The following is a 24969-nucleotide window of genomic DNA, read 5'->3' on the forward strand; positions in this document are numbered from 1 at the left end:
AACATACGGAGGCGTCTTTTTCGTCGCAGCTGTGCAGAGCTCGGCTCGCTTTTTCCGACACCTCCCCAATTTGGGTGACGCGAGTGACTCCGAGCCACGCTTGACTCTGCCCGCGTCTCCTCACGGAGACGGGCGCAGCGGCGGAGAGGCACCCTACGCCGAGGCGTCACGCCGGCCAGGGCAACCTGGCCGGCGTCACACGCCCCCCTCCGGCGGGAGTTGTTAGGCCGGATCGATCAGCACGCCTGGGTTCAGCACCGCGTGCGGGTCGAGCGCCTTCTTCGCCGCGCGCAGCGCGCTGGCGAACAGCTCGGGGCGCTGCTGGTCGTACCACGGGCGGTGATCGCGGCCGACGGCGTGGTGGTGCGTGATGGTGCCGCCCGCAGCGATCAGAGCCTCGCTGGCCGCGGCCTTGATCTCGCCCCACTGCGCGAGCTCGCTGCCGTGTCGCGACGGCGCGCTGATCGAGTAGTAGGGCGCGGGTCCGTCGGGGTAGACGTGCGTGAAGCGGCACGAGACGGTGCCCGCGCCGCACACGCGCGCGACCGCGTCGCGCGTCGCCGTCATCACGCGCGCGTGGAAGTCGCGGAAGCGGTTCCACGGAATCGCCGTCTCGAACGTCTCCATGATCACCGCATACGGCGCCATCGCGTCGCGCGCGTACGGCGCGCGCAGGAACGCATTGCGCCACGCGCCCGCGGCGCCGTCGCGATCGCCGCCGCCGCTGTCGCCCGCGGTCTCGCGCGTCGTCGCCTTGCTCTCGTCGAACTCGCCGCCGTGCGCGCGGCACAGCTCGAGCGCGCGCTTCATCCACGGCTCGAGGGCATGGTCCGCCGACTCGAAGCCGAGCACGAGCACGGAGTGAGTGCCGTCGCCCGCGCCGGAGCCGAGCGCTTCCTGCGCATCGAGCAGGCGGCAGTTCGCGGGATAGAGGCCCGCCTGCGAGATCGCGCGCACGGCTTCGGCCGCGCGGAAGAAGCCGTCGTCGCCGCGGAACAGCACGGACGCGCCCGCGCGGAACGTGGGCCGATCCTGTACGCGCATCCACGCTTCCGTAATCACTCCGAGAATTCCCTCGGAGCCGATGAACATGCGGTCGGGGCTCGGGCCCGCGCCCGAGCCGGGCAGGCGGCGCGACTCGAGCACGCCGCGCGGCGTCACGACTCGGAGCGACTCCACGAAGTCGTCGATGTGCGTGTAGAGCGAGGCGTAGTGGCCGCCGCCGCGCGTCGCGATCCAGCCGCCGAGCGTCGAGAACTCGAACGACTGCGGGAAGTGGCGAAGCGTCAGCCGATGAGGCCGCAGCTGGTCTTCGAGCGCCGGGCCGTAGGCGCCCGCCTGGATGCGCGCGGCGCGCGAGGTGCGGTCGACCTCGAGCACGCGGCCCATGCGCGAGAGATCGAGCGAGAGGACGCCGCGGTACGCGGGCAGATTCGTCTCGACGCCGCCGACGACCGAGGAGCCGCCGCCGTACGGGATCGCCGCGATGCCAGCGCTGCCGCACCAATCGAGCAGCGCGGCGACGTCGGCCTCGTTGTTAGGGAACGCCACGAAATCCGGCGGCTCGGGGAACTCGCCGCGGAAGCCGCGCACGATGTCGCGGAACGACTTGCCGTAGTGGTGCCCCGCGCGCTCCGCGGGCACATCGCTCAGCAGCGCGCGCAGCGCACTCGGCGCCGCGACGCGGGGCGCGCGCAGCCGGAGCGCCTCCCGCGTGGGAAACGGCCGCGGGCCATCGAGGGCGCGCCCGAAGCGCGCCGCGAGCGACTTCGCCATCGCCGCGCCCTGCTCGGGTGTCGGCCGCGCCTCCTCGATCCCCCAGCCCCAGAAGCTGCGCGGCATGTGGCGCCTCCTACGGTTTCGCGACTCGCGGCTTCGGGCCGCCCGCTACTTCTTCCCCGCCGCCTTCTTCTTCCCGCTCTTCTTCTTCGCCCCCGCCTTCGGCTTCTTCGCGGGCGCCTTCTTCATCGCCGCGGCCCGCTTCTTCCCGCCGCCGCTGCGCACGTTCGGGGTGCGCGCCTGCTTGGGCGCCGGCGCGCCGCCCGGCGCGAGGGCGCGCAGCAGCGCGAGATCGGGGCCGGGCTCGCCGTCGGGGCGGAAGGGCTGGATGCACACGTGGTCGGCGCCGGCGTCGAAGTGCGCCTGGATGTGGGCGCGAATCGCGTCCTCGCTGCCCCAGCACACGATCGCGTCGATCAGGCGATCGCTGCCGCCGCCTTGCCAGTCCGCGTCTTCGAAGCCGAGCGTGCGCCAGTTCTCATAATAATTCGGCAGCGAGAGGTAGATGCCGAGGTTCTTGCGCGCGACGGCGCGAGCCTTCACCGGGTTCGTCTCGCGCAGCACCATCTGCTCGGGCGCGAGCGTCGGGCCGGCGCCCATGATCGCGCGCGCGCGCCGCGTGTGTTCCGGCGTGACGTTGTAAGGATGGGCGCCTGCGGTTCGCTCGGCGGCGAGCTTCAGCATGTTCTCGCGCAGCGCGGCCAGCACGATCGGCGCCTCGGCGGCGGGCCGCGGCCCGAGGTAGAGCGCCTTCGCCATCGCATCGAGGTAGCTCCGCATCGTCGTCACGGGCTTGCCGTAGTCGTGGCCGCGCATGCCCGCGACCATCGGCTTGTGCGAGACGCCGAGGCCGAGCACGAGCCGGCCGCCCGTCAGCTCCGCGACGGAGTGTTGGATCGCGTTCATCGCCATCGGGTCGCGCGCGTAGATGTTCGCGATGCCCGTCGCGAACACGAGCTTCTTCGTGTGGTTCGCGAGATGGCAGATCAGCGCGAAGGGATCGCGCGCGACGGCCTCGGGCGTCCACAGCGCGCTGTAGCCGAGGCTCTCGATCTCGGCGGCGAACTCCGCGGCCTTCGCAGCCGGATACGAGTCGATCGAGGTCCAGACACCGAGCTTTCCGAGAATCTCCGCGTTGCGCGCGACCATGAGCGTTCCTTCGTGCATGAGATGTGAGGCGCGCGACTCTACTGCGGGCGCATTGCGAAGTGCAGCGCGCGCGGTCGTCGTGCAAGATCGCGCGGTGCGCCGCGCTCTCCTCGTCATCGCTCTCGCCGCCGTCGCGGCGCCGCTCGGGTGGCACGCGAGCGATCGCGTCGAACAGAACGACGCGTTCTGCACCGCGTGCCATCTCCCGACGGGCGCGCCGCTGCACGAGGAGAACGCGCGCGACTTCGCGGCGCGGCCCGCGGTCTCGCTCGCGGTCGCGCACGCCATAGCCGGAAACGAGGCGCGCGCAGACGGCGCGTTCCGCTGCATCGACTGCCACGGCGGCACGGGCTTCGCGGGCCGCGCGCGCGTGAAGCTGCTCTCGCTGCGCGACGCCGCGATCTACCTCACGGGCCGCTTCGACGAGCCGCACGGCATGACGTGGCCGCTGCGCGACGAGGACTGCCGCAGCTGCCACGCCGAATTCGCGAGCGAGGGCGCTGCGTCCGAGAGCTGGGAGGCGGCGCCATTTCACTCGCTCGCGGTGCACAACCGCGAGCTCGGCGTGGACTGTGTGGAGTGTCACGTCGCGCACGAGCGCGGCGGGCTCGCAGATCGCAACTTCTTGCACCCCGAACCGGTGCGCGCGCAGTGCGCGCGATGTCATCCTGAGTTCGAGGAGGAGACAGGCTCATGAGATTCTCTGCATTCACCGCAGGCCTCGCGCTCGCCACGAGCGCGTACGCGTATCCGGGCGGCACGCCCGACTGGCAGACCGACGCCGCGCCCTACTGCGCGAGCTGTCACTCCTCCGCGAACGCCGACATGATGAACGGCGCGCCGCCCGAGCGCGCGCAGAAGGAGCTCGCGGCGAACAAGCACATCGCGTTGATCCAGGCCGGCGAGGGCGGCTATCAGGCGCTGAGCGCGGCCGAGCGCGCGCTGCTCGCCGAGCACGTGCGCGCGGTCGACGCGAACACGAGCGTGAGGATCGAGTCGCCACCGAAGGTCGCGATCAACGGCGAGCTGCGCGTCTCGGTGGGCGTGACGGGCGGCGCAGGCCCCGTGGTCGGCGTCGCGCTCGTCGACACGCCGCAGCGCTGGCTCGCGCGCCCGGCGACGGCGGTGGGTTGGTTCGTGTCGCAGGAGCCGCAGATCCTCGGCCAAGACTTCCAGCAGCAAACGGACTGGCTCGCGAAACGGCCGCTCTCGCTGATGCGAAATCTCGCTTACGTGAACGTCACCGGCCTGCGCTCGGACGCGGTGAAAGCGGACTGGGCGCGCGCGCAGGTGGTGTGGACGCTGCGCGCGCCGAGCCGGCCAGGGAAGTATCCGCTCGCCGCGGCGCTCTGGTACGGCACCGAGAAGGCTTCGCCGCTCGGCGTGGTCACCGATCCGATTCGCGGGCGCATGCTGCGCGGCGGCGTCGCGGGGCACTCGGGCCGAATCTTGTTCAGCACTCCGCTCAGCATCGAGGTCACGGTCAAGTAATGCGCGCCACACTCGCGACTTTGCTCTCGTTCGTGATCGTCGCCTCGCTCACCGCTTGCGGTGGCGACGACGAGACGCCGCCTCCGGTCGCGCGCGAGAGGCAGGCGCCTCCGCCGCCGCCCGGCGTCGAGGCCGTCGACGATGCGCGCCTCGTGGCCGCCGGCGGCGAGAAGGAAAGCTGGCTGACCTACGGCCGCACGTACGACGAGCAGCGCTACTCGCCGCTCGCGCAGATCGACGCCGAGAACGTCGCGCAGCTCGGCCTCGCGTTCTCGTACGACACGCACACGACGCGCGGCCTCGAGGCGACGCCGATCGTGGTGGGGGGCGTGATCTACACGACCGGCTCGTGGTCGATCGTGTACGCGGTCGACGCGAAGACGGGCAAAGAGATCTGGCGCTACGACCCGCAGGTGCCGGGCGAGTTCGGCCCGAAGGCGTGCTGCGACGTCGTGAACCGCGGCGTCGCGGTCTACAAGGGCAAGGTCTACGTGGGCGCGCTCGACGGCCGCCTGATCGCGCTCGACGCGAAGACCGGCATTCCCGCGTGGGAGAAACTCACGGTCGACCAGAGCAAGCCCTACACGGTCACGATGGCGCCGCGAGTTGTTAAGGGGAAGGTGATCATCGGCAACGGCGGCGCCGAGCTCGGCGTGCGCGGCTACGTCTCGGCCTACGACGCCGAGAGCGGCGAGCTCGTCTGGCGCTTCTACACCGTGCCGGGCGATCCGAAGCAGCCGCAGGAGAACCCCGCGCTCGACAAGGCGCTGCCGACGTGGACGGGCGACGTGTGGCATCAGGTCGGCGGCGGCGGAACGGTGTGGGACGCGATCGCGTTCGATCCCGAGCTCGACCTGCTGTACGTCGGCACGGGCAACGGCTCGCCGTGGAGCCGCCACATCCGCAGCCCGCAGGGCGGCGACAACCTCTACGTGTGCTCGATCCTCGCGCTGCGGCCGGACACGGGCGAGCTCGTGTGGCACTACCAGACCACGCCGGCCGATACGTGGGACTACACGTCCACGCAGCACATCATGCTCGCGGACCTCGAGATCGGCGGCGCCGCGCGCAAGGTGCTGATGCAAGCGCCGAAGAACGGCTTCTTCTACGTGCTCGACCGCGCGACGGGCGAGCTGATCTCCGCCGAGGACTACGTCGAGGTGACGTGGGCGACGGGCATCGACAAGGCGACGGGACGCCCGATCGAGGCCCCCGGCGCGGACTACCGCGAGAACTCGGTGGTCGTGCGCCCGTCGACGCTCGGCGGTCACAACTGGCAGCCGATGTCGTTCAACCCGGAGCTTGGCCTCGTCTACATCCCGGCCAACGACATTCCCTGGGCGTTCGGCGTCGACGAGGATTTCCGTCACAAGCCCGGTCAGTGGAACCTCGGCGTCTCCGCGAAGATCGCCTCGGAGATGCCGCGCGACATCGTGTCTGGCCGCCTGATCGCGTGGGATCCCGTGGGTCAGAAGAAGGTGTGGGAAGTGCCGTATCCGGAGGCGTGGAACGGCGGAACGCTCGCGACCGCGGGCGGCCTCGTGTTCCAAGGCACCGCGCACGGAACCTTTGCGGCGTACGACGCGGCGAGCGGGAAGAAGCTGTGGGAGATGGCCGCGGGCACCGGCGTGATGGCCGGCCCGACCAGCTACGAGCTCGACGGCGAGCAGTACGTCGCCGTGATGGCGGGCTGGGGCGGCGCGTTCGGGCTCGCCGGCGGCGATGCGGCGGCGTCGGCGCACGAGCTCGCGGGCAAGAATCAGAACGATGGCCGCCTGCTCGTCTTCAAGCTCGGCGGCACGGCGCAGATCCCGGTCACCGCGGCGATCGCGCGCGAGGTCGCGGCGATCGCGGGCGATCTCGACCCCGAGAAGGTGAAGCTCGGGACCTACGCGTATCACACGTGGTGCTGGGAGTGTCACGGCATCGGCGGCGTCGCGGGCGGCGTGCTGCCGGATCTGCGCACCTCCACTCTCTTCTTCTCCGACGCGCTGGAGCCGATCGTGTTCGAAGGCTCGCTGGCCGCGAAGGGCATGCCGAACTTGTCGGCGTGGGTGACGAAGGAGGATCTCGAGCTGATCCGCATCTACATCACCGCGAAGCGCAACGAGCTCGCCGCGAAGCAGGCGGGCGGCGCAGCGCCTGCGCCGAGCACAGACGCGGCGCCCGCTGCGGCCGGAGGCCGATAACGAGATGAAGCTGCCCGCGCTCCCGCCGGTCGAGTCCGTCGACTTATCAGGGATCGATTTCTGGCTGCGCCCGGTCGCGGAGCGCGAAGCCGCCTTCGCGTCGCTCCGCAAGCACAAGCCGGTTTCGTTCCACCAGGAGTTCGAGCCGCCTCCGGGCGCGCCGTTCCCGCGCGGGCCGGGTTATTGGGCGATCACGAAGCACCGCGACATTCTCGAAGTGAGCCGTACGCCCGAGGTGTTCTGCTCCGGCAAGGGCACGAACATCATGGACCTGCCGCCGCAGTTCAACGAGTTCTTCGGCTCGATGATCAACATGGACGACCCGCGGCACGGCCGGCTGCGGCGCATCGTCTCGCGCGGCTTCACTCCGCGCGCGCTCGGTCGCCTCGAGCCGCTCGTGCAGAAGCGCGCGCAGCAGACGATCGACCGCGTGATCGACCGCGGCGAGTGCGACTTCGTCACCGACATCGCCGCGCCGCTCCCGCTCGAGCTCGTGTGCGACTTGATGGGCATCCCCGAGAGCGAGACGGCGAGCGTCTTCGCGCACACCAACGTGATCCTCGGTCTCGGCGACCCGGAGTACGTGAAGCCGGGCACGAGCCCGATCGTCGCGGCGCTCACCTCGGGCAAAGCGCTCGCGGATCTGATGAACGAGCTGGCGCAGCACAAAGCTGGCAAGGGCGCCGACGACCTGACGACCGCGCTGCTCGACGCCGAGGTCGACGGCGAGACGCTCACGCACCAGGAGCTCGCCTCCTTCTTCGTGCTGCTCGTCGTCGCCGGCAACGAAACCACGCGCAACGCGATCAGTCACGGCATGAAGGCGCTCTTCGACAACCCCGACCAGCGCCGCAAGTGGGCCGCCGACTTCGATCGCCACGTCGACACCGCCGTGGAAGAGATCGTGCGCTGGGCCTCGCCCGTGATCCACTTCCGCCGCACCGCGACGTGCGACACCGAGTTATCAGGGCAGCCGATCAAGGCCGGCGACAAAGTCGTGATGTGGTACGCCAGCGGCAACCGCGACGAAGACGCGTTCGCGCGCCCCTACGACTTCGACATCGCGCGCACGCCCAACGAGCACGTCGGCTTCGGCGGCCCCGGCCCGCACTTCTGCCTCGGCGCCCAGCTCGCCCGCCGCGAAATGCGCGTGATGTTCCGCGAGATCTTCCGCCGCCTGCCCGACCTCCAAATCAAGAGCGAGCCGGAGATGCTGCGGAGCAACTTCATCCATGGGATCAAGCGGATGAAGTGCGCGTGGGGGAAGCGGGCGAGTTGAAAATCGCGACGGAGGCGAGTCCGACGCTCCGCCTTCTAGAGGAAGGGGCAATGCATGCGCTTGCGCATGCCGCGAGGCTTCTAGAGGACGCGGCGCTACTGCACTCCGCCGCTCGCTACTCCAGCGCGTTCCACCTGGCCGTGATGGCGCGAGAGGAACTTGGGAGAAGCCATCTACTCGAAGCGCAGGCGGCGGATGTTCGCGAACGCGGAGGCGAAGTCGATCTGGCCGAGTTGGCCAAGAAGCTCCGCCACCACGAGCAAAAGCTCGCTGCCGGAATCGCAACGTTCGAGCTCGAGATACCGGCCAGTCAAATGGAGGAACGTACGGCGGCGTTGGCCTCCGGGGATCAGGGCCGGATCCGAGCGGCGCAAGCGGTAGTTCGCGCCCATGTCGAGAAGACCAAGGAACGCGCTCCACGAGAACTCCATCGCCGCTGCTTGAGATCCCAGTACGTGGAGTTGAACGCCGCGCGGGACGGTTGGGAGCTGCCGACCAGCTTTACCAGCGAAGAGAGTCGCGTCTTGATCATCACGGTTACCGCCGAGATCGCGAACGTCCTACTCGCTGTGCGAGAACTTTCCGTGGTCTCGGCGATCGCGATCCCCGACATGGGTCTGTTCACGGCGGCGATCCACCGACTACTCAATGAGCCAACGGCGTAAGTGCGAACCCACCCCTACCGCATCATCCTCTGGGGCACCGGCTTCGTCGGCGGGGCGGTGCTGCGCGCGCTCGCGGGGCACTCCGGGTTCGAGGTCGTCGCGGTGATCGTGAACGATCCCGCGAAGGACCGGCGCGACATCGGGGAGCTGTTAGGCACGGGGCGGACGGGCATCGTGGCGACGCGTGACGCGGCGCGGGCGCTCGCGATCGAGGCGGACGCGGTCGCGTACTTCGGGCCGAACGGGATGCACGCCGAGGCGAACCTGCGCAACGTCACCGCGGCGCTGCGTGCGGGGAAGAACGTGGTGGACACGACGACCGGCGCGCTGCAGAACCCGGAGCGCGCGCCGGCGCCGCTGCGCGAGGCGATCGAGGCGGCGTGCCGCGAAGGCGGCGTCTCGTTCTTCTCGACGGGCATCGACCCCGGCTTCGGCAACGACCTCCTGCCCCTCACGTTGTTAGGGCTGTGCGGACAAGCCGAGAGCGTCCACGCGACCGAGTTCATCGTGGGCGGCGATTATCCGGACCAAGCCAGCCTGCGCATGATGGGCCTCATGTCGGACATGAGCGCGCCGCCGCTGCTCACCGCGATGCCGGGGCTGATGACGCAGATCTGGGGCGCGCCGCTCTACACGATCGCGGAGGCGATGGGCGTGGCCGTGGAGTCGACGCGCGAGCACTACGAGCGCTGGGGCACGGACGTGGCGCTCGAGTTCCCGCTCGGGCGCGTGGAGCCGGGGCAGTGCGCGGCGCATCGCATCCGCCTCGAGGGCATCGTCCTCGGCGAGCCGCGCATCGTGATCGATCACGTGCACCGCATGGTCGAAGGCGCCGCGCCCGAGTGGCCGAAGCCGCACCTGCACCCCGCGCACGCGAACCGCGTCGTGATTCGCGGCCAACCGAACATCGAGCTCGAAGCGCTGATCGAGAGCGCGGACAGCGCGAGCAGCAACGCGGGCGGCTGCCTCGCGACGGGTATGCGCGCGATCAACGCGATCCCCTCGGTGTGCGCCGCGCCGCCGGGCATCGTGTCGCCGCTCGATCTGCCGCTGATCGCGCTGCCGGGCACGCTGCGCGCGCGGACGGCGTGGGGTGGTTGACATCCCCAAGTCGGGAAAACCAGCAGCAGGGCATGGACCATTCCGAATCGCTCGGCATCATGCCGCGCGCAGCCCCTGGTGCCGTGGATTCGCACATATGGATCAGCGTTACGACCGCCGCCGCGCAGCGCGCATTCCGACTCGCTTCGTCGCGACCTACTCCTCGCAGTGCCGGGAGGGCACGGGCCTCCTCAAGAACGTCTCACGCACCGGCGCGCTCATCGAGACGAAGCAGGTCGTGCGCGCGATCGGCGCCGCGGTGCGCGCCGAGGTCGTGGTAGGCGACGACCACCGCGTGAGCGTCAGCGGAGTCGTCGCGCGCTTCGACGAGCGCGAGTTCGCGATTCGCTTCGACGGCGTGACTGCAGAGCTGCTCGAGTTGCTGCATGCATTAGGCGTCGGGGAAGAAGACACCGGCGTGCGCTGAAGCCTCGCCGCGGTCGGCCCACGGCGCACGGGACAGCGCGACGACCGCACCCGCGCGGCTCGCCTGCACGAGCGCGACGACCGCGGGCTCCGCGGACTCGTCGCCGCCTGCCGCAGCGCAAGCCTCCGCGAAGCTCGCTCCGCGTATCAGCGCGCGGAGCGCATCGGCGCCGCGCGGATCGAGCGCGTCCGTAACGACGAGGCCCGCCGCGCGCACCACGAGAGAGTCAGCGCGCGAGCGCCTCGGCAGCGGCGGCTTCTCGCCGAGAGCGACCGCACGCACGCAAGGCGCCACATCGTGGCTGCAGTGCACGACGCGCAGCGATGCTGCCAGGCGGAAGCGTGCGTCGGGCCAGTGCTCCGGCGCGAGCTCGCAGAGCGCACGCGCTTCGAGGCCGGGCGGCTCGTCGGGAGCTTCCTGCGCCTCGAGCTGGGCCTGCTCGAGTCGCGCGAGATAGGAGAGCCTCGCGCGGAATCGCGTACGAGTCGGCCAACGCGAACCCCTCGATGAAGCCGGCGAGTGCCCGCCCATGACGAGCGTAGTCGTGCGTGCTCGGCGGATGCGCGGCGGCGTACTCATCCGCGAGCGCCGTGAAGTCTCGCGGCGTGAGCACGCGCGCGAGCGTGGGAAAGTTCGCGGCGAGCGCGGCTCGCAGGTTCGTGGTGTAGGCGTCGCTGTAGACGCGCAGACCGCGCGCGGCGCTGACGGGGCACTGCGCGTCGAGCAACGCAGTGAGGCCAGGCGTCGCGTGATCGAAGCGCAGCGGCTTCTCGACGGCGCGCTGCCAGAAGTCGCGCTGCTGTGCGGCCCAAGCGCCGGTCGGCGCAGCGAGCGAGCCCAGCCGGATACGGTGCGCGCGGCGCGCGCGCGGCTGCACGCGACTCTCCGGGGTGTTCGCCTCGTGCCAGATCTCGCGCGCGCGATCGAGCTCGCCAATCAGCTGCGGCAGCTCCGGGATCGCGTCGTCGCGCTCGAGCATCACGTGCGCGTGCGGGAAGCGGCGCACGACTTGGTTGAACAGCGCCCATACGTCGTCGTGAATCTCGGCGCCGTGCGTGTCGATGCGCACCTCCGGCTGCACCTCGCGCACGCGCGCGGCGACGTGGCGCAGCGCTTCGTCGGTGCAGGGCAGGGGGAGCAGCTCGTGGCTGTTCACGCTCGCGACGCCGGTCCAGCACAGGTGATCGGAGATCCAGCGCGCGCGCGTGCGCTCAGCGAGCTCGCGAACTTTGCGCAGATGAGTGCGATCGAGCGCGTCGACCGAGCCGAGATTCATCGAGACGCCGTGAAGCACCGCGGGATACGCCGCCGCGAGCTGCTCGGTGAGTGCAGCAGCCCGCGGCGGGACGTCCAAGTGATTCTCCGTGAGCAGCTCGAGGAAGCCGAGCGGTGGGCGCGTCCGCAGGATCTCGTGCGCATGCTGCGCACGCAGGCCGAGGCCGAGACCCAGGTCGGGCGAGCCGAAACGATTCACCGCGGCTCCGCGCTACTCGGCCGCCGCGGCTTCACCATTGCAGCCGTTGGCGCCGTTGCAGCCATTCGCCTCGGCGTGCTCGCCGGCTCTCGCGGTTTCGCCGTTGCAGCCGTTGGCGCCGTTGCAGCCGTTGGCCTCCGCGGTGTCGCCCTCGGCCGTCGCGCCGTCGCTGCAGCCGAGCGCGAGAGCGGCGCCGGCAACGATGCCGGCGAGCGCGGCCGCCTGTGCGAGGCGGATGCGCTTGTTCGTGGTTCGCTTCATGACGGGTCTCCTGTGCGCGCGGCGCGCGCGTAGCCGGCGGGATGATTCGCCGCGCGGTTCGCGCGCATGGACGCCGTGAGCGCCGCACCGGTAACGCGCGTGACTCCGCGCGCTCGCGCGCATCCGAGGGGCGAACTCACGCGCGCCTCGCCGGGCGCAACCAGGAGTCGCCATGTCGAAGCTTCTCGCCCTCTCTCGCGCGCTGCTCGGTCTTGCGGATCGCCTCGCCTTCGCGCCGCCGCTGATCGCGCGGCTCGTCGTCGGCGTCGTCTTCGCGCACTCGGGCTGGGGCAAGCTGCACAACCTCGATCAGGTCGCGCAGTTCTTCGCGAGCCTCGGCATTCCCTTCGCCGAGCTGCAGGCGCCCTTCGTGGCGGGCGTCGAGCTCGGCTGCGGCCTGCTCGTGTTGTTAGGGCTAGCGACGCGGATCGCGGCGATCCCGCTGATCGGCACGATGGTCGTCGCGCTCGCCACCGCGCTCGCGCCGAAGATCACCGGCGTGAACGCGCTGTTCGGTCTCTCCGAGTTCCTCTACATCGCGCTGCTCGCGCAGCTCGCGATCGGCGGCGGCGGTGCGCTTTCGCTCGACGCGCTCGTCGCGCCGAAGCTCGGCCTCGGGCGCGCGTCGCGAGGCGCTGGCGGCATGCCCGGCGCCATGGTGCGGGCGTAGGCGAGTCTCGAGCGGAGCGGGCCATGTTGCGGATCACGCGCTGCGCCGGCGCGGACGGCGCGCTGTCGCTTCGCCTCGAAGGGCGGCTCGCGGCGAGCGATCTGCCCGCGCTCGCGAGCGCGGTCGCTACGCACGCGCCGCGCGCCGTGGCGCTCGATCTCAGCGAGCTGCGCGCGCTCGACAATCCCGCGCGCGCGTGGCTCGAGGCGCTGATCGCGTCGGGCGCGCGCGTCACCGCCGCGACGCCGTTCATCGCGCGCCTGCTCGGCGCGCGCGGCTGAGCGCGGCAGTTCAGCGCGAGCGAGCAGCATGCGTAACTCCGCTTGCCCCTCGGCGAGGCGCGCGCCCCGGCCCGCGGGTCCCACCCAGCGCAATCCCTCGCGCGTCCGGATCGGAGCGGCGCGCAGGAGCGAGCCCGGTGACCGCGCGGAGTCGGTGCCGGCCGTCGCCGAGGAGGGGTCGTTCCTGGCGGCGCCGCACCCGGCGTGGTCGATCTCCGAGGGTTCGGGCCGCAGAAACTCGGTGCCGGTCGGCTCGCTCTGCCATGCTGCTCCGGCGGGTGGTCACGTCACTTCCGCGTAACCGAGAGGCCAATCTTCGCGTCAACCGTGTGTCATCTTGGGCGCTGCGCGCCGACACAGCCTGGTGTCGTGGGGGCCGGAGCCTCTCGGTTTGGAGTCCGCCATGAGCGAAGCCGTCGCGTCCGATTCCGGCGCCCGTGCTCTGCGAAAGTGGAACGCGGAGCTCGCCTATCGCTCGATCGTCGAAGCCACCGCCGACCGCGCTGGCCTCGACTTCATGCGTCAGCTCGTGAAGAACCTCGCGCAGTCGTTGGGGGTGCAACACGCCTTCGTGGCGGAGTTCGCGGGCGCCGAAGACCGCGTGCGCACGCTCGCGTTCTGGAGCGGCGGCGACTGGCGCGCGAACGTGGAGTACCGCCTCTCGGGCACGCCCTGCGAAAACGTGATCGCCGGCAAGTTCTGCCTCTACCCCGACGGCGTGCAGCAACGCTTCCCGTACGACGCCGACCTCGTGACGCTCGGCGCGCGCAGCTATCTCGGCGTGCCGCTGAAGGGTGCGCAAGGCCAGACGTTCGGCCACCTCGCGGTGCTCGACAGCGAGCCGATGGCGGAATCGCCGCGCGACCTCGCGCTGTTCGAGGTGTTCGCGAATCGCGCGCGCGTCGAGATGGAGCGCCTGCACGCCGAGGCGGTGATGCAGCACGCGCTGCGCGAGCTCGAGGTGCGGCTCGAGACCACGCGGCGCGACCTGCTCGGCGCGCAGCAGAGTCTCGATCTCGCCTACGGCGAGCTGCAGGCGCTGCTCGCGATCAACCAGTCGAGCACGAAGCATCTGCGCCGCGCGGATCTCTTCGCCGAGCTCGCGCGCTCGGTGAAGCCGCTGCTCGCGTGCGAGCGCTTCGGCATCGAGGTGCCGACGGGGCCCGAGAGCCTGCGCGTGCACGTGCTCGCGCTGGATCAGCCCGCGCGCGGGCCGATGATCGAGGAGTTCCCGTCCGCGGGAACGGCTTGTCGCTGGGCGCAGGAGCAGCGTCAGCGGTACGTGGCTGCCTCGCGCGACGAGCTGCGCGCGCGCTTCCCGATGACCCACGTCGTGATGGAGCGCGAGGGCATGGAGTCGCTCGTGGCGCTGCCGCTGATTCGCGAGGACCGCAGCTTCGGCGCGCTCTTCTTCATGTCGACGCACGTCAACGCCTACGCCGAGATTCCCGCGGAGCTGCTCGATCGCGTGGCGAGCGCGGTCGCGGTCGCGGTGGACAACTGCTTCGCGTACGAGCAGGTCGCCGCGCTGCGCGACAAGCTCGAGAGCGAGAACGCGTACCTGCAGGAAGAGATCAAGCAGGCTCACGACGCGAGCGGCTTCGTCGGCCGTTCGCCCGCGATCGAGAAGGTGCTCGCGCTGATCGACACCGTGGCGCCGACGCAGGCGACGGTGCTGATCCTCGGCGAAACCGGCACGGGCAAGGAGCTGATCGCGCGCGCGCTGCACGAGCGCAGTCCGCGGCGCGAGCGGCCGCTCGTGAAGGTGAACTGCTCGGCGATCTCGGCGGGGCTCGTCGAGAGCGAGCTGTTCGGCCACGTGCGCGGCGCGTTCACGGGCGCGACCGCGAGCCGCGTCGGCCGCTTCGAGGTAGCGAGCGGCGGCACGATCTTCCTCGACGAAGTGGGCGAGCTACCGCTCGAGACGCAGGTGAAGTTGTTACGGGTGCTGCAGGAGCGCGAGATCGAGCCGGTCGGCAGCAACCAGTCGCGCAAGGTGGACGTGCGCGTGATCGCCGCGACGAATCGCGATCTCGCCGCGGAGGTGGAGGCAGGGCGCTTCCGAAAGGATCTCTACTTCCGCCTCAACGTCGTGCCCATCGAAGTGCCGCCGCTGCGCGAGCGCGAGGGCGACGCCGAGCTGCTCGCGCTCTTCTTCGCGGAGCGCTTCGCGCGCGAGCTCGGCAAGCGCGTGGACTCGATCGAGCCCGAGTCGCTCGCGCGTCTGCGCGCGTATGACTGGCCCGGCAACGTGCGCGAGCTCTCGAACGTGATCGAACGCGCGGTCGTGCTGATGCGCGGCGCGACGCTCGCGATCGACGCCGAGTTCCTGCCGAAGCGCGCGCCGGCGCCCGCGCGACGCGAGGCGCACGAGCCGATCGCGATCGAAGGCGAGACGCTCGAGGCGAGCCAGCGCCGCCACATCCTCGAAGCGCTCGAAGCGACGGTCTGGCGCGTCGAGGGCGCAAGCGGCGCCGCCGCGCGCCTCGGCATCAACGCGAGCACGCTGCGCAGCCGCATGAAGAAGCTCGGAATCGCGCGCGAGGGGTGAGAGGAGCCGGCCTTTACAGCCACCGCGCCGCCGCCGACTCTCGCCCGCCCCTGCCGGAGGCTCGCGTGGTCCCGCTGCACGTCGCGATTCCAGGCTTCGTCGTCGCCTTGACGGCTCTTCACCTGTGGGCGCACTTCGCGCAGCACGGCGTGTTCAACTGGAACCACGCGGTACTCGCGTGTTTTCTCGTCGTGAACTTCATGATCAACCTGTGGGAGCTCGTGCTGCACGGCGAGGCGGACCAGATCACCCGCGAGTACGAGGCGACGCGGCAGCCGTACAAGGGCCGCGAAGCCGTGCGCGCCGCGGAGTACTTCACGTCGAGCGTGCCGCTCTCGAAGCTGTTCCTGCCGCGCACGTGGACGGGCGTGTGGTCGAGCTACGCGCTCTACGACCCCGGCTATGCGGACCGGCGCTCGTTCGGCTGGAACATCGACGTCGGGAACGCGTGGTCGACCGTGATCCCGGCGGGCATCTTCGCGTGGGGCATGACGTTCGACCTGCTGTCGCCGCGCCTGCTCGGCGCGCTCGGCGTCGCCGTGTTCTGGCAGATGTTCTATGGGACGTGCGTCTACTTCTTCCAGTTCTTCAACAACAAGCGGCACGTCGGCCACTCGGTCGCATCGATCTTCGCGGTGGTGGTCTGCACGAACGTGCTCTGGTTCGTGTTCCCGCTGTGGGCGCTCGCGCTGTGCGTGAACCTGATCGAGACGAACAGCCTCGCGATCTTTCGCTGACGCCCGGAGCGAGCGCATGACGGACGCGCGATGAAGCTCGTGATTCCCGGCGGCGCCGGACACGTCGGCCAGGTCGTCGCGAAGGCGTTCGCGGGCGAAGGGCACGAGGTCGTCGTGCTGTCGCGTTCGCCGAACGCAGTGGGCGCGACCGGGCCGGTGCGAGTCGTCGCGTGGGACGGCGAGACGGTGGGGCCTTGGGCGCGCGAGCTCGAGGGTGCGGACGCGCTGCTGAATCTCGCGGGGCACACGGTCGACTGCCGCTACACGCCCGCGAATCGCGCACGCATCCTGAGCTCGCGCGTCGCCTCGACGCGCGCGCTCGGCGAGGCGGTCGCGCGCTGCGCGCAGCCGCCGCGCGTGTGGCTGCAAGCGAGCACCGCGACGATCTACGCGCACACGCTCGGCGCCGCTTGGGACGAGTCCGGTGTGTTAGGGGGAGGCGAGCCCGGCGCTCCCGACACGTGGCGCTTCAGCATCGACGTCGCGAAGCGTTGGGAGGCGGCGTTCGAGGCGGCGCCGACGCCGCACACGCGCAAGCTCGCGCTGCGCACCGCGATGACGATGTCGCCCACGCGCGGAAGCGTGTTCGCCGTGCTCTCCCGCCTCGCGCGTTTCGGGCTCGGCGGCGCGGTCGCCGGCGGACGGCAGTTCGTGAGCTGGGTGCACGGCGAAGACTTCGTGAGCGCGCTGCGCTTCTTGATCGCGCACGGCGAGATCTCCGGCGCGGTGAACGTCGCGTCGCCGAATCCGCTGCCGTACGCGGAGTTCATGCGCGCGCTGCGCAGCGCGTGGGGCATGCCGATCGGCCTGCCGGCGACGCGCTGGATGCTCGAGATGGCGGCGTTCGCGCTGCGCACCGAGTCCGAGCTCGTGCTGAAGAGCCGCCGCGTCGTGCCAGGACGCTTGCTACAAGCCGGCTTCGCGTTCGCGCATCCCGATTGGCCGCGCGCGGCTGCCGATCTCGTCGCGCGGCTCCGAGCCCGCAGTCATTAGGAGTCTTCATGTTCCGCCGAGTCGCCGCTCTCGTTCTCGCTTCTCATGCTGCCTTCGCGGCGGAGCCGGCCGCGCCGCCACCCGATCCCGCGCGGCTTCAGGCGCGCGACGTATTCGATCTCGAGCACGCGGTCGACCCGCAGATCTCTCCCCACGGCCGGCGCGTCGCCTACGTGCGCATGAGCTTCGACGTCCGCAAGGACGCGCCGCGGGCGAACCTGTGGATCGTCGACGCGAACGGCGCGAACCATCGCCCGCTGCTCTCCGGCGCCGACAGCCACGGTTCGCCGCGCTGGTCGCCGGACGGCACGCGCCTCGCATACGTGTCGGAGTCGGGCGGAAGCGCGCAGCTGCACGTGCGTTGGCTCGACACGGGCGACACCGCAGTTGTTACGGACCTGGTCGAGTCGCCCGCCGATCTCGCGTGGTCGCCCGACGGGCACTGGCTCGCGTTCACGATGCTCGTGCGCGCGCCGCTGGAGCCGCTCGCGCCGCCGCCGCAGGCGCCGGAGGGAGCGACCTGGTCGCCGCCCGTGACGACGATCGACCGACTCGTGTTTCGCGCGGACGGCTCGGGCTTTCTCGAGCGCGGCTTCACGCACGTCTTCGTCGCGCCGGCGGACGGCGGCGCCGCGCGTCAGCTCACGAGCGGCGATTTCGATCACGGCGGCCCGCTCTCTTGGAGCCCCGACGGCCGCACGCTGCTGGTCGCGGCGAACCGCAAGGCGGACTGGGAGATCGACGCGAACGAGAGCGAGATCTTCGCGCTCGACGTCGCGAGCGGCGCACTGACGCAGCTCACCGACCGCGACGGCCCCGACTTCAACCCCGTGTTCGCACCGGACGGAAAACGCATCGCGTACCTCGGCTACGACGATCGCCTCCAGTTTCATCAGGCGACGCGCCTCTACGTGATGGACGCGAACGGCGCGAATGGGCGCGAGCTGAACGCGCGCTTCGACGAGGACGTGTTCGACCCGCGCTGGTCGCCCGACGGTCGCAGCATCCTCTTCATGCACGACGCGCGCGGCATTCGGAAGCTGTCGTCGGTCACGCTCGACGGCCGAATGCGCGAGATTGCGAGCGGGCTCGGCGGCAACGACCTCGGGCGCCCGTACACGACGGGCAGCTTCAGCGTCGCGCGCAGCGGCGCGCTGGCGTTCACCGCGTCGACGCCGCAGCGGCCCGCAGACGTCGCGGTCGTTACGGGCGGCGCGCGCAGCAGCGTCACCGCGCTGAACGAGGACCTGCTCGCGCACAAGCGCCTCGGCGAGCTGCGCGAGCTCACCTGGAAGTCGTCGCACGATGGCCGCGAGATCCAAGGCTGGCTCGTCACGCCTCCGAGCTTCGACGCGACGCAGAAGTACCCGCTGATTCTGGAGATCCACGGCGGACCGGTGACGGCATACGGTCCGACGTTCGCGACCGAGATTCAGCGCTACGCCGCGGCGGGCTACGTCGTGCTCTACGCGAACCCGCGCGGCAGCACGAGCTACGGCGAAGCCTTCGCGAACCTCATCCATCACGCCTATCCGGGCAACGACTACGAGGACCTGATGAGCGGCGTCGACGCCGCGGTCGCGCTCGGCTTCGTCGACCCTGACAACCTGTTCGTCACGGGCGGCTCGGGCGGCGGTGTGCTCACGGCGTGGATCGTGGGCAAGACCTCGCGCTTTCGCGCCGCGGTCGTCGCCAAGCCTGTGATCAACTGGTCGAGCATGGTGCTCACGTCCGACGGCGCTCCGTTCTTCTACCGCTACTGGTTCTCGAAGCCGCCGTGGGAGGCGCCCGACGAGTACTGGCGCCGCTCGCCGCTCTCGCTGGTCGGGAACGTCACGACGCCGACCATGCTGATCACCGGCGAGGAGGATTGGCGCACGCCGATCGGCGAGAGCGAGCAGTACTACGCCGCGCTGAAGCTGCGCGGAGTCGAGACGCTGCTCGTGCGCGTGCCCGAGGCGTCGCACGACTTCGCGGCGCGACCGTCCCTCTTGATCGCGAAGACCGACAACATCGTCGCGTGGTTCGAGCGCTTCCGCGCGAAGCCGGAGGCCGCGCAGTGAGGGCGCTCGCGCTCGCGTCCGCACTGCTCGCGAGCGCGTGCGTCAGCGGCGCGCGCGACGACATGCAGCTCGCGCGCGACGCGTACGAGCGCTGCGTCGCCGCCGAAGGCGAGCGCGCGTGCACCGCGCAGAAGGAGCGCATGCTCGCGGCGGAGCGCGCCTACGCGGAGCAGGCGCAGCGCGCTTGGGGATGCAGCCCCGCGCACGCGGACTGCCCGCCCCGGCGCTGACGGCGCCTAACTACTCGCCGCGCAGCCAGCCGGGTGGAGCTCCGGCACGATGCGCGCGCTCGCTCAGCGCCTCGCGTTCCGCCTGCGCGCTCGCGAGGGCCGTGCGCGCCTCCGCGCATTTCTGCGCTTCCTCTCGCTCCTCGCGCCGTTTTCGGCTGCCGTCGCCCGGCGAGAGATTCACGTGATCGGTTGCGCATGCAGCGACGATGGGACTGAGCGACGCGACGAGCGCATCGAGCCGGCTCGTCTCGCCGCGCCACTCCCCTTCGCCCCAGCCGTCGTAGAGCTCGAGTTGCGGCGGCGCGGCCTTGTCCCTCGCGGGAGCGGCGGGAACGCGTGTGACCGCGCCAAGCTCCTTCGCGAGGAACGTCTTTGCGCTGCTGCGAGATTTCTCCGGCACGCGGGCGAGTTGGTCCGTGTAGTGGACGCTGCCGTCGTCGCTCGTCCACGCGTAGAGGATGCGTTCCTCCTCGGCGCAGAGCGGCGTGCCGAGCAGGAGCGCGAGACCGAGCGCGACGACGAGGCGGGTCACAGCAGAACTCTCATGACGCGACTCATCGGACGCCGGGGCCGCGGCCTAGAGCCGCGTCCCGCGCGCTTGCATTTCGCAGGCAACAGGACGGCAAAAGGCGCGACGGGGGTTACGGGCGCATGAACTCGAAGTCGGCATCGGGGTCGAGGCCCTTGCCAGCGAACTCGAGCTCGCTCGCGATGTCGCGCCAGTCGCGCGTTTGCTGCCAAAGCGCGAGCACCTCGTGCAAAGCGATGCGGCCGATCACGTCGCCAGGGATGCCGCGCGCTTGCGCCTCCGTCATCAGGGCGTCGAAGTGTTTCTTGACGAGCACGCGATCGTCAGTCACGAGCGAATCCTCCGCTCGGAATCGCGAACGCAAATCGCGCGCCAGCGCGAGAGCGCCGAAGCTGCGCGTGGAAGCCTGGCGCGCGAGGCGAATCGGCTCAGCGCGGGGCGGCGTGCCTCGTCAGCATGGGGTGACGCGAATCAGCACCGTGTGCGGGTTCGGTCGCGAGCTCTCGATCTGCGGGCGCTGGCCGCTGGTGAGCTCGCCGAAGAGCTCGAGGAATCCTTCGGCGGCATGCAGAGCGGCGTCGGGGTAGTCGCGCGCTTCGCTGATCACGATCTCCACGACTCCGCTCGCCCCAGCGCGCGTGTCCCACTTCATGAAGTCGTAGATCATCCGCGCGATGCCCGTGAAGATCTGCACGCCTTTCAGGTCGAGTCCGCCCGACGCCTGCGCGAATCCCTGATAAGCTCCGCCGAGCAGGCGCTTGCCCGCCTCGCGGCCGCGATGGCGCAGGTAAGCGATGGGATCCTCGGGGCTCTCGGCGCGCGCGAGCAGCTCGAGGCAGCGCGCGTAGCTCGCGATCGGGACCCAGCTCACGGGCGTGATCAGCGTGTCGAGCAGGCCGCGGTCCTTTTCGGTGAGGCCCGCGTCGACTTCCTCGACGTCGATTCGCCCTTCGTCGATCAATCGAAGCACGTCCGCCTGTACCGAGACGAACGCCGAACCCTTCACTGACGCCGCCATGTCGCCCCCAGGTCGGCTGCTGGCATCGGCGCGCGTCGCGGCGAGCTTGAACTCGCCTGGAATCGAAAGTCGTTTCCAACTGCACCGTTCTTCCACGGCTACGTTGCGCGCCATGGGGATCGACCACGCCGCCCGCCGCCGCGCAGCCTGGATCTCGCTCGTGGTCGGCGCCGCGATCTTCGTGGGCAAGATCGTCACGTGGCAGCTGACCGGCTCGGTCGCGGTGCTCTCGGACGCGCTCGAGTCCACCGTGAACATCGCCGCCGCCGCGCTGCTCGTGTTCAGCATGTTCGTCGCGGCGCGGCCCGCGGACCGCGACCACCCCTACGGCCACGGCAAGGTCGAGTTCCTCTCGGCCGGCATCGAGGGCGCGCTGATCGTGGTCGCCGCGGTGTTGATCGCCGTCGAGGCGATCGGGCAGCTGATCCGCGGCGGCGCGCCGCACGACTTGAACCTCGCGCTCGTCATGCTGGCCGCGCTGTCTGCCGGCAACGCGCTGCTCGGCTTCTACTTGTTACGGACGGGCCGCGCCGCGCAGTCGCTCGCCTTGATCGCGGACGGCAAGCACGTGCTCGCCGACGTCTGGACGAGCGCCGGCGTCCTGGTGGGACTCGCGGCCGTGAAGCTCACCGGGATCGTGTGGCTCGACCCCGCGGTTGCGCTCGCGGTGGCGGCGAACATCGTGCGCGAGGGCTTCCGGCTCGCGCGCAGCGCGGTGCGCGGGCTGATGGACGAGGCGGATCCCGAGCTGCTGAACCGCCTCGTCGCGACGCTCGCGCGCGAGCGCGCGCCTCACGAGATCGACGTGCACGGCCTGCGCGCGTGGCGCTCGGGTGCGCTCGTGCACGCGGACCTTCACCTCGTCGTCCCGCGTTACTACGACGCGGAGCGCCTGCACGAAGTCAGCGAAGAGGTAGAGGAACGGCTGCTGGCCGGCCTCGCCGAGCCGGGCGAGGCGGTCGTTCACTTCGACCCGTGCGGGCCCGTGCACTGCGCGAGCTGCGAGGTGCCGGCCTGCCGCGTGCGCGGCGCCGCGTTCAAGGAACGCGCGCCGCTGAGTGTGCTGCACGCGACGCGCACCGATCCCGACGCGGACCACGCGAAGCGGGCTGCGAGGCACTGAGCACGCGAAGCACGCAGCGCGGCGAAGCCGAGCGAGTCGAGGCACTGCTGCTGCGCTACGCGCCTACCGCGCGCTCCCAGAGCCACACGCTCGCGAGCGCGGCGACCGCGAGCGAGCCGCCCGCGAGCGCGAAGCGCGGGTAGAGCGCGCTCCGCCGCAGCGCGAGAGCGAGCGGCAGGAATGCGGCGACGATCGCGAGCTGGCCGAGCTCGACGCCGGCGTTGAACGCGACCAGCGCGAGGGTCCGCGCGCCGGCCGGGAGGCCGAGGTCGATCAGCACGCTCGCGAAGCCGAGCCCGTGCACGAGGCCGAAGCCGAACGCGATCGCCCAGCGCGGCGCGCGCAGGAACGGGCGCAGGTTGTCGAGCGCGGCGAGCACGATCGACGCAGCGATCGCGGACTCGACCCAGCGCGACGGGAGTGCGACCACGTCGAGCGCTGCGAGCGCGAGCGTGATCGAGTGCGCGAGGGTGAACGCGGTGACGACGCGCAGCACGTCGAGCGCCGCCGCGCGTGCGCTCTCGACCGCGCGCCAACGGCCGGCCTCGCGGCGCACGACCGCGGGCAGCAGCAGGCACAGCAAGAACAGCACGTGATCGATGCCGATCCAGATGTGCCACACGCCCTCGCGCAGGAAGTCGTTGAGCGTGCGCCACGTGCTCGCGGGCTCCGTCAGCGCGAAGCGCGGCGCCGCGGGTGAGAGCACGGCGCTGCTCGCGGAGCCGCCATGGGAGGTGCGCAGCAGCCCGCGGTGCTGCGGATCCAGCGCGAAGAGCAGGTCGTACTCGAGCGCGATGTCGCGCGCGCTCGCGCACGTCGCGTCGAGCGCGAGCACGGCGTAGGCGCCATCCGTGTGCCGGTCGACCTGGTGCGAGGCGATGCGCGCACGGCACGGCGAGTCGCTCGCGCTGATGCGCAGGTGCGAGAGCGCGTACGCGTCGATCGCAGCGCGCTGCTCGCGCAGCTCGCCCCAGCTGATCGCGCCGTCCGCATTCGCGTCGAGGCCGACCGCGAGCTCGAGGTCGCGCAGCGCGATGTCCCAGCGGCCCGACACGCGGGCGCCGTCGACCGTGAGCGAGAGGTATGCGTCGCTCGCCTTGTGCGCATGTGCGCTCGCGGCGACGAGGAGCAGCGCGAGGACGCGGAGGATCGGCTTCATCGCAGCTCCTTCGCGCGCGCGGCGAGCGCCTGGATGCGGGCATCTTCGAGTCGCGAGCTTGCGACCAGCGCGAGCGCGGGCTGCGCGGCCGCGCGCTCGCGCGTCGCGAGCGCGGCTACCGCGTGGCTCGAGTGCCGCTGCCCGCGTGCGGCGGCTTCGTCGCGCGCATCGAACAGCCCGAGCCGTGCGCGGCGCGCTGGGATCGCTTCGTCGCGCGGGAGCTCGGCTGGCCCCGCTCGCGAGTGGAGCGCGAGGCGGCGCGCGGCGCGCTGCGCGTGAATGGCGCGGGTGATCTGCGGCGCGTCGTCGCAGACGGCGACGAGCTCAGCTGCGCGTCATGACGACTTCGCGCGCGCGAACGCCCCCGCCTTCAGCCGCGCGAAGTAGTCGCGCGCGGCGGCGTCGATCTTGCCGGAGAGCATCACGACACCGACGAGGTTCGGGAACGCCATGCCGAGGATCATCAGGTCGCCGAAGTCGAGCACCGCCTGTGCTGCGAACACGGCGCCGGCCCAGGTGAAGAGCAGGAAGACGAGCTTGTAGACGAGGAGCGAGCGCACGCCGAACAGGTGCGCCCAGCACTGTTCGCCGTAATAGCTCCACGAGATCATCGTGCTGAACGCGAACAGGAACGCGGTGAGCGAGAGCACGTACTCGAAGCCTGGGAAGATGCTGTTGAACGCCCACGAGGTCATCGCGATGCCCGAGCCCGCTTCCGGATGCGTGTAGGCGCCGGTCACTACGACCACGAGCCCGGTCATGTGGCACACGATCACCGTGTCGATGAACGGCTCGAGCAGTGCGACGAGGCCTTGTCGCACGGGCTCGCTCTGCGTCGCGGCGCTGTGCGCGATCGGCGCGGAGCCGCAGCCCGCCTCGTTCGAGAAACCCGCACGGCGGAAGCCGATGATCATCACGCCCACGACGCCGCCGAACGCCGCCTCGGGTGAGAACGCGCCGCGCACGATCGTTCCGAACGCGGCAGGGATCTCGCTCGCGTGCAGCACGAGAATCGCGAAGCCCGCGACGAGGTAGATGCCGCACATCACGGGCACGAGCACCGAGGCGACGTCGCCGATGCGCTTGATGCCGCCGATGATCACGAGGCCGACGAGCACCGCGAGAAAGAGCCCGAACGCGACCGCGCCGCCGGTTCCGGCGAAGGCGGGCACGACGTTCGCGAACTGAGCGAACGACTGGTTCGCCTGATACATGTTGCCGCCGCCGAAGCTCGCGCCGATGCACATCACCGCGAACACGCTCGCGAGCACGGCGCCGAGCCGCGGCCAGCCGATCTCCGCGAGGCCTGCGCGCAGGTAGTGCATGCCGCCGCCGGAGATGTGCCCGTCGGCGCGCGTCACGCGATACATCTGCGCGAGGGTCACCTCGGCGAACTTCGACGACATGCCGAGCATGCCGGCGATGACCATCCAGAACACCGCGCCGGGGCCGCCGAGTCCCACCGCGGTCGCCACGCCCGCGATGTTGCCGAGGCCGACGGTGGCGGAGAGCGCGGCGGAGAGCGCTTGGAACGGGGAGATCTCGCCCTTGTCCTCGGCGCGCGCGTAGTGACCGCGTACGACCTCGGTGCCGTGCTTGAAGCCGCGCAGACTGATGAAGCGGAAGCGCAGCGTGAAGAAGAGGGCGGCGATTGCGAGCCAGACGACGACGGCGGGAGCGACGATCTCGCCGGGCGTGCCGTTGTCCCAGAACGCGACGTCGAAGAAGATCACTGCATCGATCGGGCTCACGATGAAGCGCTGAAAGAGCGCATCGAGCTGGCCGAGGATGTCGCCCACG

26 protein-coding genes are annotated in these 24969 nt (G+C 70.7%); 16 read left to right on the forward strand and 10 right to left on the reverse strand.

The features are described from left to right. Nucleotides 1-222: 222 nt before the first annotated feature. Both FJ091_06795 and FJ091_06800 read right to left on the reverse strand, forming a co-directional pair. Complete coding sequence (locus FJ091_06795; protein ID MBM4383063.1) at nt 223-1842, reverse strand: FAD-binding oxidoreductase; 1620 nt, start codon at nt 1840-1842, stop codon at nt 223-225. A gap of 45 nt (nt 1843-1887) precedes the next feature. After that, nucleotides 1888-2928, reverse strand: coding sequence for a TIGR03620 family F420-dependent LLM class oxidoreductase (locus FJ091_06800; GenBank protein MBM4383064.1), 1041 nt, complete (start codon nt 2926-2928; stop codon nt 1888-1890). A gap of 94 nt (nt 2929-3022) precedes the next feature. Here FJ091_06800 and FJ091_06805 point away from each other — a divergent pair, with 94 nt between their 5' ends. The 7 genes from FJ091_06805 to FJ091_06835 all read left to right on the forward strand — a co-directional run bounded on the left by FJ091_06805 (nt 3023) and on the right by FJ091_06835 (nt 10080). Continuing rightward, nucleotides 3023-3625: a hypothetical protein gene (locus FJ091_06805; GenBank protein ID MBM4383065.1), complete on the forward strand. Its 603-nt coding sequence runs from the start codon at nt 3023-3025 to the stop codon at nt 3623-3625. After that, complete coding sequence (locus tag FJ091_06810) at nt 3622-4419, forward strand: hypothetical protein (GenBank protein MBM4383066.1); 798 nt, start codon at nt 3622-3624, stop codon at nt 4417-4419. Before FJ091_06805 ends, FJ091_06810 begins: the two co-directional genes overlap by 4 nt. Continuing rightward, nucleotides 4419-6608, forward strand: a complete 2190-nt coding sequence (locus tag FJ091_06815; GenBank protein ID MBM4383067.1) for a PQQ-dependent dehydrogenase, methanol/ethanol family — start codon at nt 4419-4421, stop codon at nt 6606-6608. The genes FJ091_06810 and FJ091_06815 overlap by 1 nt, the downstream gene beginning before the upstream one ends. Before the next feature lie 4 nt (nt 6609-6612). Then, on the forward strand, nt 6613-7887 hold the full coding sequence (locus tag FJ091_06820; GenBank protein ID MBM4383068.1) for a cytochrome P450: 1275 nt from the start codon (nt 6613-6615) through the stop codon (nt 7885-7887). Between the two features lie 50 nt (nt 7888-7937). Next, on the forward strand, nt 7938-8552 hold the full coding sequence (locus tag FJ091_06825; GenBank protein ID MBM4383069.1) for an AbiV family abortive infection protein: 615 nt from the start codon (nt 7938-7940) through the stop codon (nt 8550-8552). Next, on the forward strand, nt 8553-9653 hold the full coding sequence (locus FJ091_06830) for a dihydrodipicolinate reductase (protein ID MBM4383070.1): 1101 nt from the start codon (nt 8553-8555) through the stop codon (nt 9651-9653). Nucleotides 9654-9750: 97 nt separating this feature from the next. After that, nucleotides 9751-10080, forward strand: coding sequence for a PilZ domain-containing protein (locus FJ091_06835; protein ID MBM4383071.1), 330 nt, complete (start codon nt 9751-9753; stop codon nt 10078-10080). Here FJ091_06835 and FJ091_06840 read toward each other — a convergent pair. From FJ091_06840 to FJ091_06850, 3 genes are read right to left on the reverse strand one after another with little or no spacing between them, the layout of a single operon-like run. Then, a complete protein-coding gene (locus FJ091_06840; protein ID MBM4383072.1) occupies nt 10045-10296 on the reverse strand; it encodes a hypothetical protein in 252 nt (83 codons plus the stop codon). The genes FJ091_06835 and FJ091_06840 overlap by 36 nt on opposite strands. Before the next feature lie 10 nt (nt 10297-10306). After that, nucleotides 10307-11554, reverse strand: a complete 1248-nt coding sequence (locus FJ091_06845; GenBank protein ID MBM4383073.1) for a DUF692 family protein — start codon at nt 11552-11554, stop codon at nt 10307-10309. 12 nt (nt 11555-11566) lie between these two features. After that, nucleotides 11567-11815: a hypothetical protein gene (locus tag FJ091_06850; GenBank protein ID MBM4383074.1), complete on the reverse strand. Its 249-nt coding sequence runs from the start codon at nt 11813-11815 to the stop codon at nt 11567-11569. A 172-nt stretch (nt 11816-11987) separates the two neighbouring features. Between FJ091_06850 and FJ091_06855 the strand changes: the two genes are divergently transcribed. The 7 genes from FJ091_06855 to FJ091_06885 all read left to right on the forward strand — a co-directional run bounded on the left by FJ091_06855 (nt 11988) and on the right by FJ091_06885 (nt 19340). Continuing rightward, the gene (locus FJ091_06855; GenBank protein MBM4383075.1) at nt 11988-12485 is read left to right on the forward strand and encodes a DoxX family protein; all 498 of its coding nucleotides are present in this window, start codon (nt 11988-11990) and stop codon (nt 12483-12485) included. 23 nt (nt 12486-12508) lie between these two features. Then, on the forward strand, nt 12509-12766 hold the full coding sequence (locus FJ091_06860) for a hypothetical protein (GenBank protein ID MBM4383076.1): 258 nt from the start codon (nt 12509-12511) through the stop codon (nt 12764-12766). 844 nt (nt 12767-13610) lie between these two features. Continuing rightward, nucleotides 13611-15317 (forward strand): sigma 54-interacting transcriptional regulator, encoded by a 1707-nt coding sequence (locus FJ091_06865; protein MBM4383077.1) that lies wholly within the window; start codon nt 13611-13613, stop codon nt 15315-15317. Between the two features lie 65 nt (nt 15318-15382). Continuing rightward, nucleotides 15383-16054 (forward strand): hypothetical protein, encoded by a 672-nt coding sequence (locus tag FJ091_06870; protein ID MBM4383078.1) that lies wholly within the window; start codon nt 15383-15385, stop codon nt 16052-16054. Nucleotides 16055-16084: 30 nt separating this feature from the next. Beyond that, the gene (locus tag FJ091_06875; protein MBM4383079.1) at nt 16085-17047 is read left to right on the forward strand and encodes a DUF1731 domain-containing protein; all 963 of its coding nucleotides are present in this window, start codon (nt 16085-16087) and stop codon (nt 17045-17047) included. A gap of 8 nt (nt 17048-17055) precedes the next feature. Further along, the gene (locus tag FJ091_06880; protein ID MBM4383080.1) at nt 17056-19110 is read left to right on the forward strand and encodes a S9 family peptidase; all 2055 of its coding nucleotides are present in this window, start codon (nt 17056-17058) and stop codon (nt 19108-19110) included. Further along, a complete protein-coding gene (locus tag FJ091_06885; protein MBM4383081.1) occupies nt 19107-19340 on the forward strand; it encodes a hypothetical protein in 234 nt (77 codons plus the stop codon). Before FJ091_06880 ends, FJ091_06885 begins: the two co-directional genes overlap by 4 nt. 10 nt (nt 19341-19350) lie before the next feature. On the opposite strand, the gene FJ091_06890 is transcribed toward FJ091_06885, so the two are convergent. From FJ091_06890 to FJ091_06900, 3 genes are all read right to left on the reverse strand, one after another. Then, nucleotides 19351-19872 carry a hypothetical protein gene (locus FJ091_06890; protein ID MBM4383082.1) on the reverse strand — a complete coding sequence of 174 codons (522 nt, stop codon included), beginning with the start codon at nt 19870-19872 and terminating at the stop codon, nt 19351-19353. Between the two features lie 109 nt (nt 19873-19981). Then, a complete protein-coding gene (locus FJ091_06895) occupies nt 19982-20200 on the reverse strand; it encodes a hypothetical protein (protein MBM4383083.1) in 219 nt (72 codons plus the stop codon). Between the two features lie 120 nt (nt 20201-20320). Next, on the reverse strand, nt 20321-20887 hold the full coding sequence (locus tag FJ091_06900) for a hypothetical protein (GenBank protein MBM4383084.1): 567 nt from the start codon (nt 20885-20887) through the stop codon (nt 20321-20323). 112 nt (nt 20888-20999) lie between these two features. Between FJ091_06900 and FJ091_06905 the strand changes: the two genes are divergently transcribed. Continuing rightward, nucleotides 21000-22010: a cation transporter gene (locus FJ091_06905; protein MBM4383085.1), complete on the forward strand. Its 1011-nt coding sequence runs from the start codon at nt 21000-21002 to the stop codon at nt 22008-22010. Between the two features lie 55 nt (nt 22011-22065). Here FJ091_06905 and FJ091_06910 read toward each other — a convergent pair whose 3' ends face one another. After that, nucleotides 22066-23169, reverse strand: coding sequence for a HupE/UreJ family protein (locus FJ091_06910; GenBank protein MBM4383086.1), 1104 nt, complete (start codon nt 23167-23169; stop codon nt 22066-22068). Between the two features lie 122 nt (nt 23170-23291). Between FJ091_06910 and FJ091_06915 the strand changes: the two genes are divergently transcribed. Continuing rightward, nucleotides 23292-23510 (forward strand): hypothetical protein, encoded by a 219-nt coding sequence (locus FJ091_06915; GenBank protein MBM4383087.1) that lies wholly within the window; start codon nt 23292-23294, stop codon nt 23508-23510. Here the strand turns inward: FJ091_06915 and FJ091_06920 are convergent. Then, the gene (locus FJ091_06920) at nt 23505-24968 is read right to left on the reverse strand and encodes an alanine:cation symporter family protein (GenBank protein MBM4383088.1); all 1464 of its coding nucleotides are present in this window, start codon (nt 24966-24968) and stop codon (nt 23505-23507) included. The genes FJ091_06915 and FJ091_06920 overlap by 6 nt on opposite strands. Between the last annotated feature and the right edge of the window lies 1 nt (nt 24969).

This window comes from Deltaproteobacteria bacterium (genome assembly GCA_016875395.1).
In the GTDB taxonomy this organism is placed as follows: Bacteria; Myxococcota_A; UBA9160; order UBA9160; family UBA6930; genus VGRF01.

Excerpts from the sequence above, each read along its gene's own strand:
- FJ091_06835 (MBM4383071.1), top strand. The coding sequence starts at position 9,751 with ATGGATCAGCGTTACGACCGCCGCCGCGCAGCGCGCATTCCGACTCGC.
- FJ091_06865 (MBM4383077.1), top strand. The coding sequence starts at position 13,611 with ATGGCGGAATCGCCGCGCGACCTCGCGCTGTTCGAGGTGTTCGCGAAT.
- FJ091_06810 (MBM4383066.1), top strand. The coding sequence starts at position 3,622 with ATGAGATTCTCTGCATTCACCGCAGGCCTCGCGCTCGCCACGAGCGCG.
- FJ091_06855 (MBM4383075.1), top strand. The coding sequence starts at position 11,988 with ATGTCGAAGCTTCTCGCCCTCTCTCGCGCGCTGCTCGGTCTTGCGGAT.
- FJ091_06900 (MBM4383084.1), bottom strand. The coding sequence starts at position 20,887 with ATGGCGGCGTCAGTGAAGGGTTCGGCGTTCGTCTCGGTACAGGCGGAC.
- FJ091_06820 (MBM4383068.1), top strand. The coding sequence starts at position 6,613 with ATGAAGCTGCCCGCGCTCCCGCCGGTCGAGTCCGTCGACTTATCAGGG.
- FJ091_06880 (MBM4383080.1), top strand. The coding sequence starts at position 17,056 with ATGTTCCGCCGAGTCGCCGCTCTCGTTCTCGCTTCTCATGCTGCCTTC.
- FJ091_06815 (MBM4383067.1), top strand. The coding sequence starts at position 4,419 with ATGCGCGCCACACTCGCGACTTTGCTCTCGTTCGTGATCGTCGCCTCG.
- FJ091_06800 (MBM4383064.1), bottom strand. The coding sequence starts at position 2,928 with ATGGTCGCGCGCAACGCGGAGATTCTCGGAAAGCTCGGTGTCTGGACC.
- FJ091_06795 (MBM4383063.1), bottom strand. The coding sequence starts at position 1,842 with ATGCCGCGCAGCTTCTGGGGCTGGGGGATCGAGGAGGCGCGGCCGACA.
- FJ091_06910 (MBM4383086.1), bottom strand. The coding sequence starts at position 23,169 with ATGAAGCCGATCCTCCGCGTCCTCGCGCTGCTCCTCGTCGCCGCGAGC.
- FJ091_06860 (MBM4383076.1), top strand. The coding sequence starts at position 12,509 with ATGTTGCGGATCACGCGCTGCGCCGGCGCGGACGGCGCGCTGTCGCTT.
- FJ091_06850 (MBM4383074.1), bottom strand. The coding sequence starts at position 11,815 with ATGAAGCGAACCACGAACAAGCGCATCCGCCTCGCACAGGCGGCCGCG.
- FJ091_06905 (MBM4383085.1), top strand. The coding sequence starts at position 21,000 with ATGGGGATCGACCACGCCGCCCGCCGCCGCGCAGCCTGGATCTCGCTC.
- FJ091_06875 (MBM4383079.1), top strand. The coding sequence starts at position 16,085 with ATGAAGCTCGTGATTCCCGGCGGCGCCGGACACGTCGGCCAGGTCGTC.
- FJ091_06825 (MBM4383069.1), top strand. The coding sequence starts at position 7,938 with ATGCATGCGCTTGCGCATGCCGCGAGGCTTCTAGAGGACGCGGCGCTA.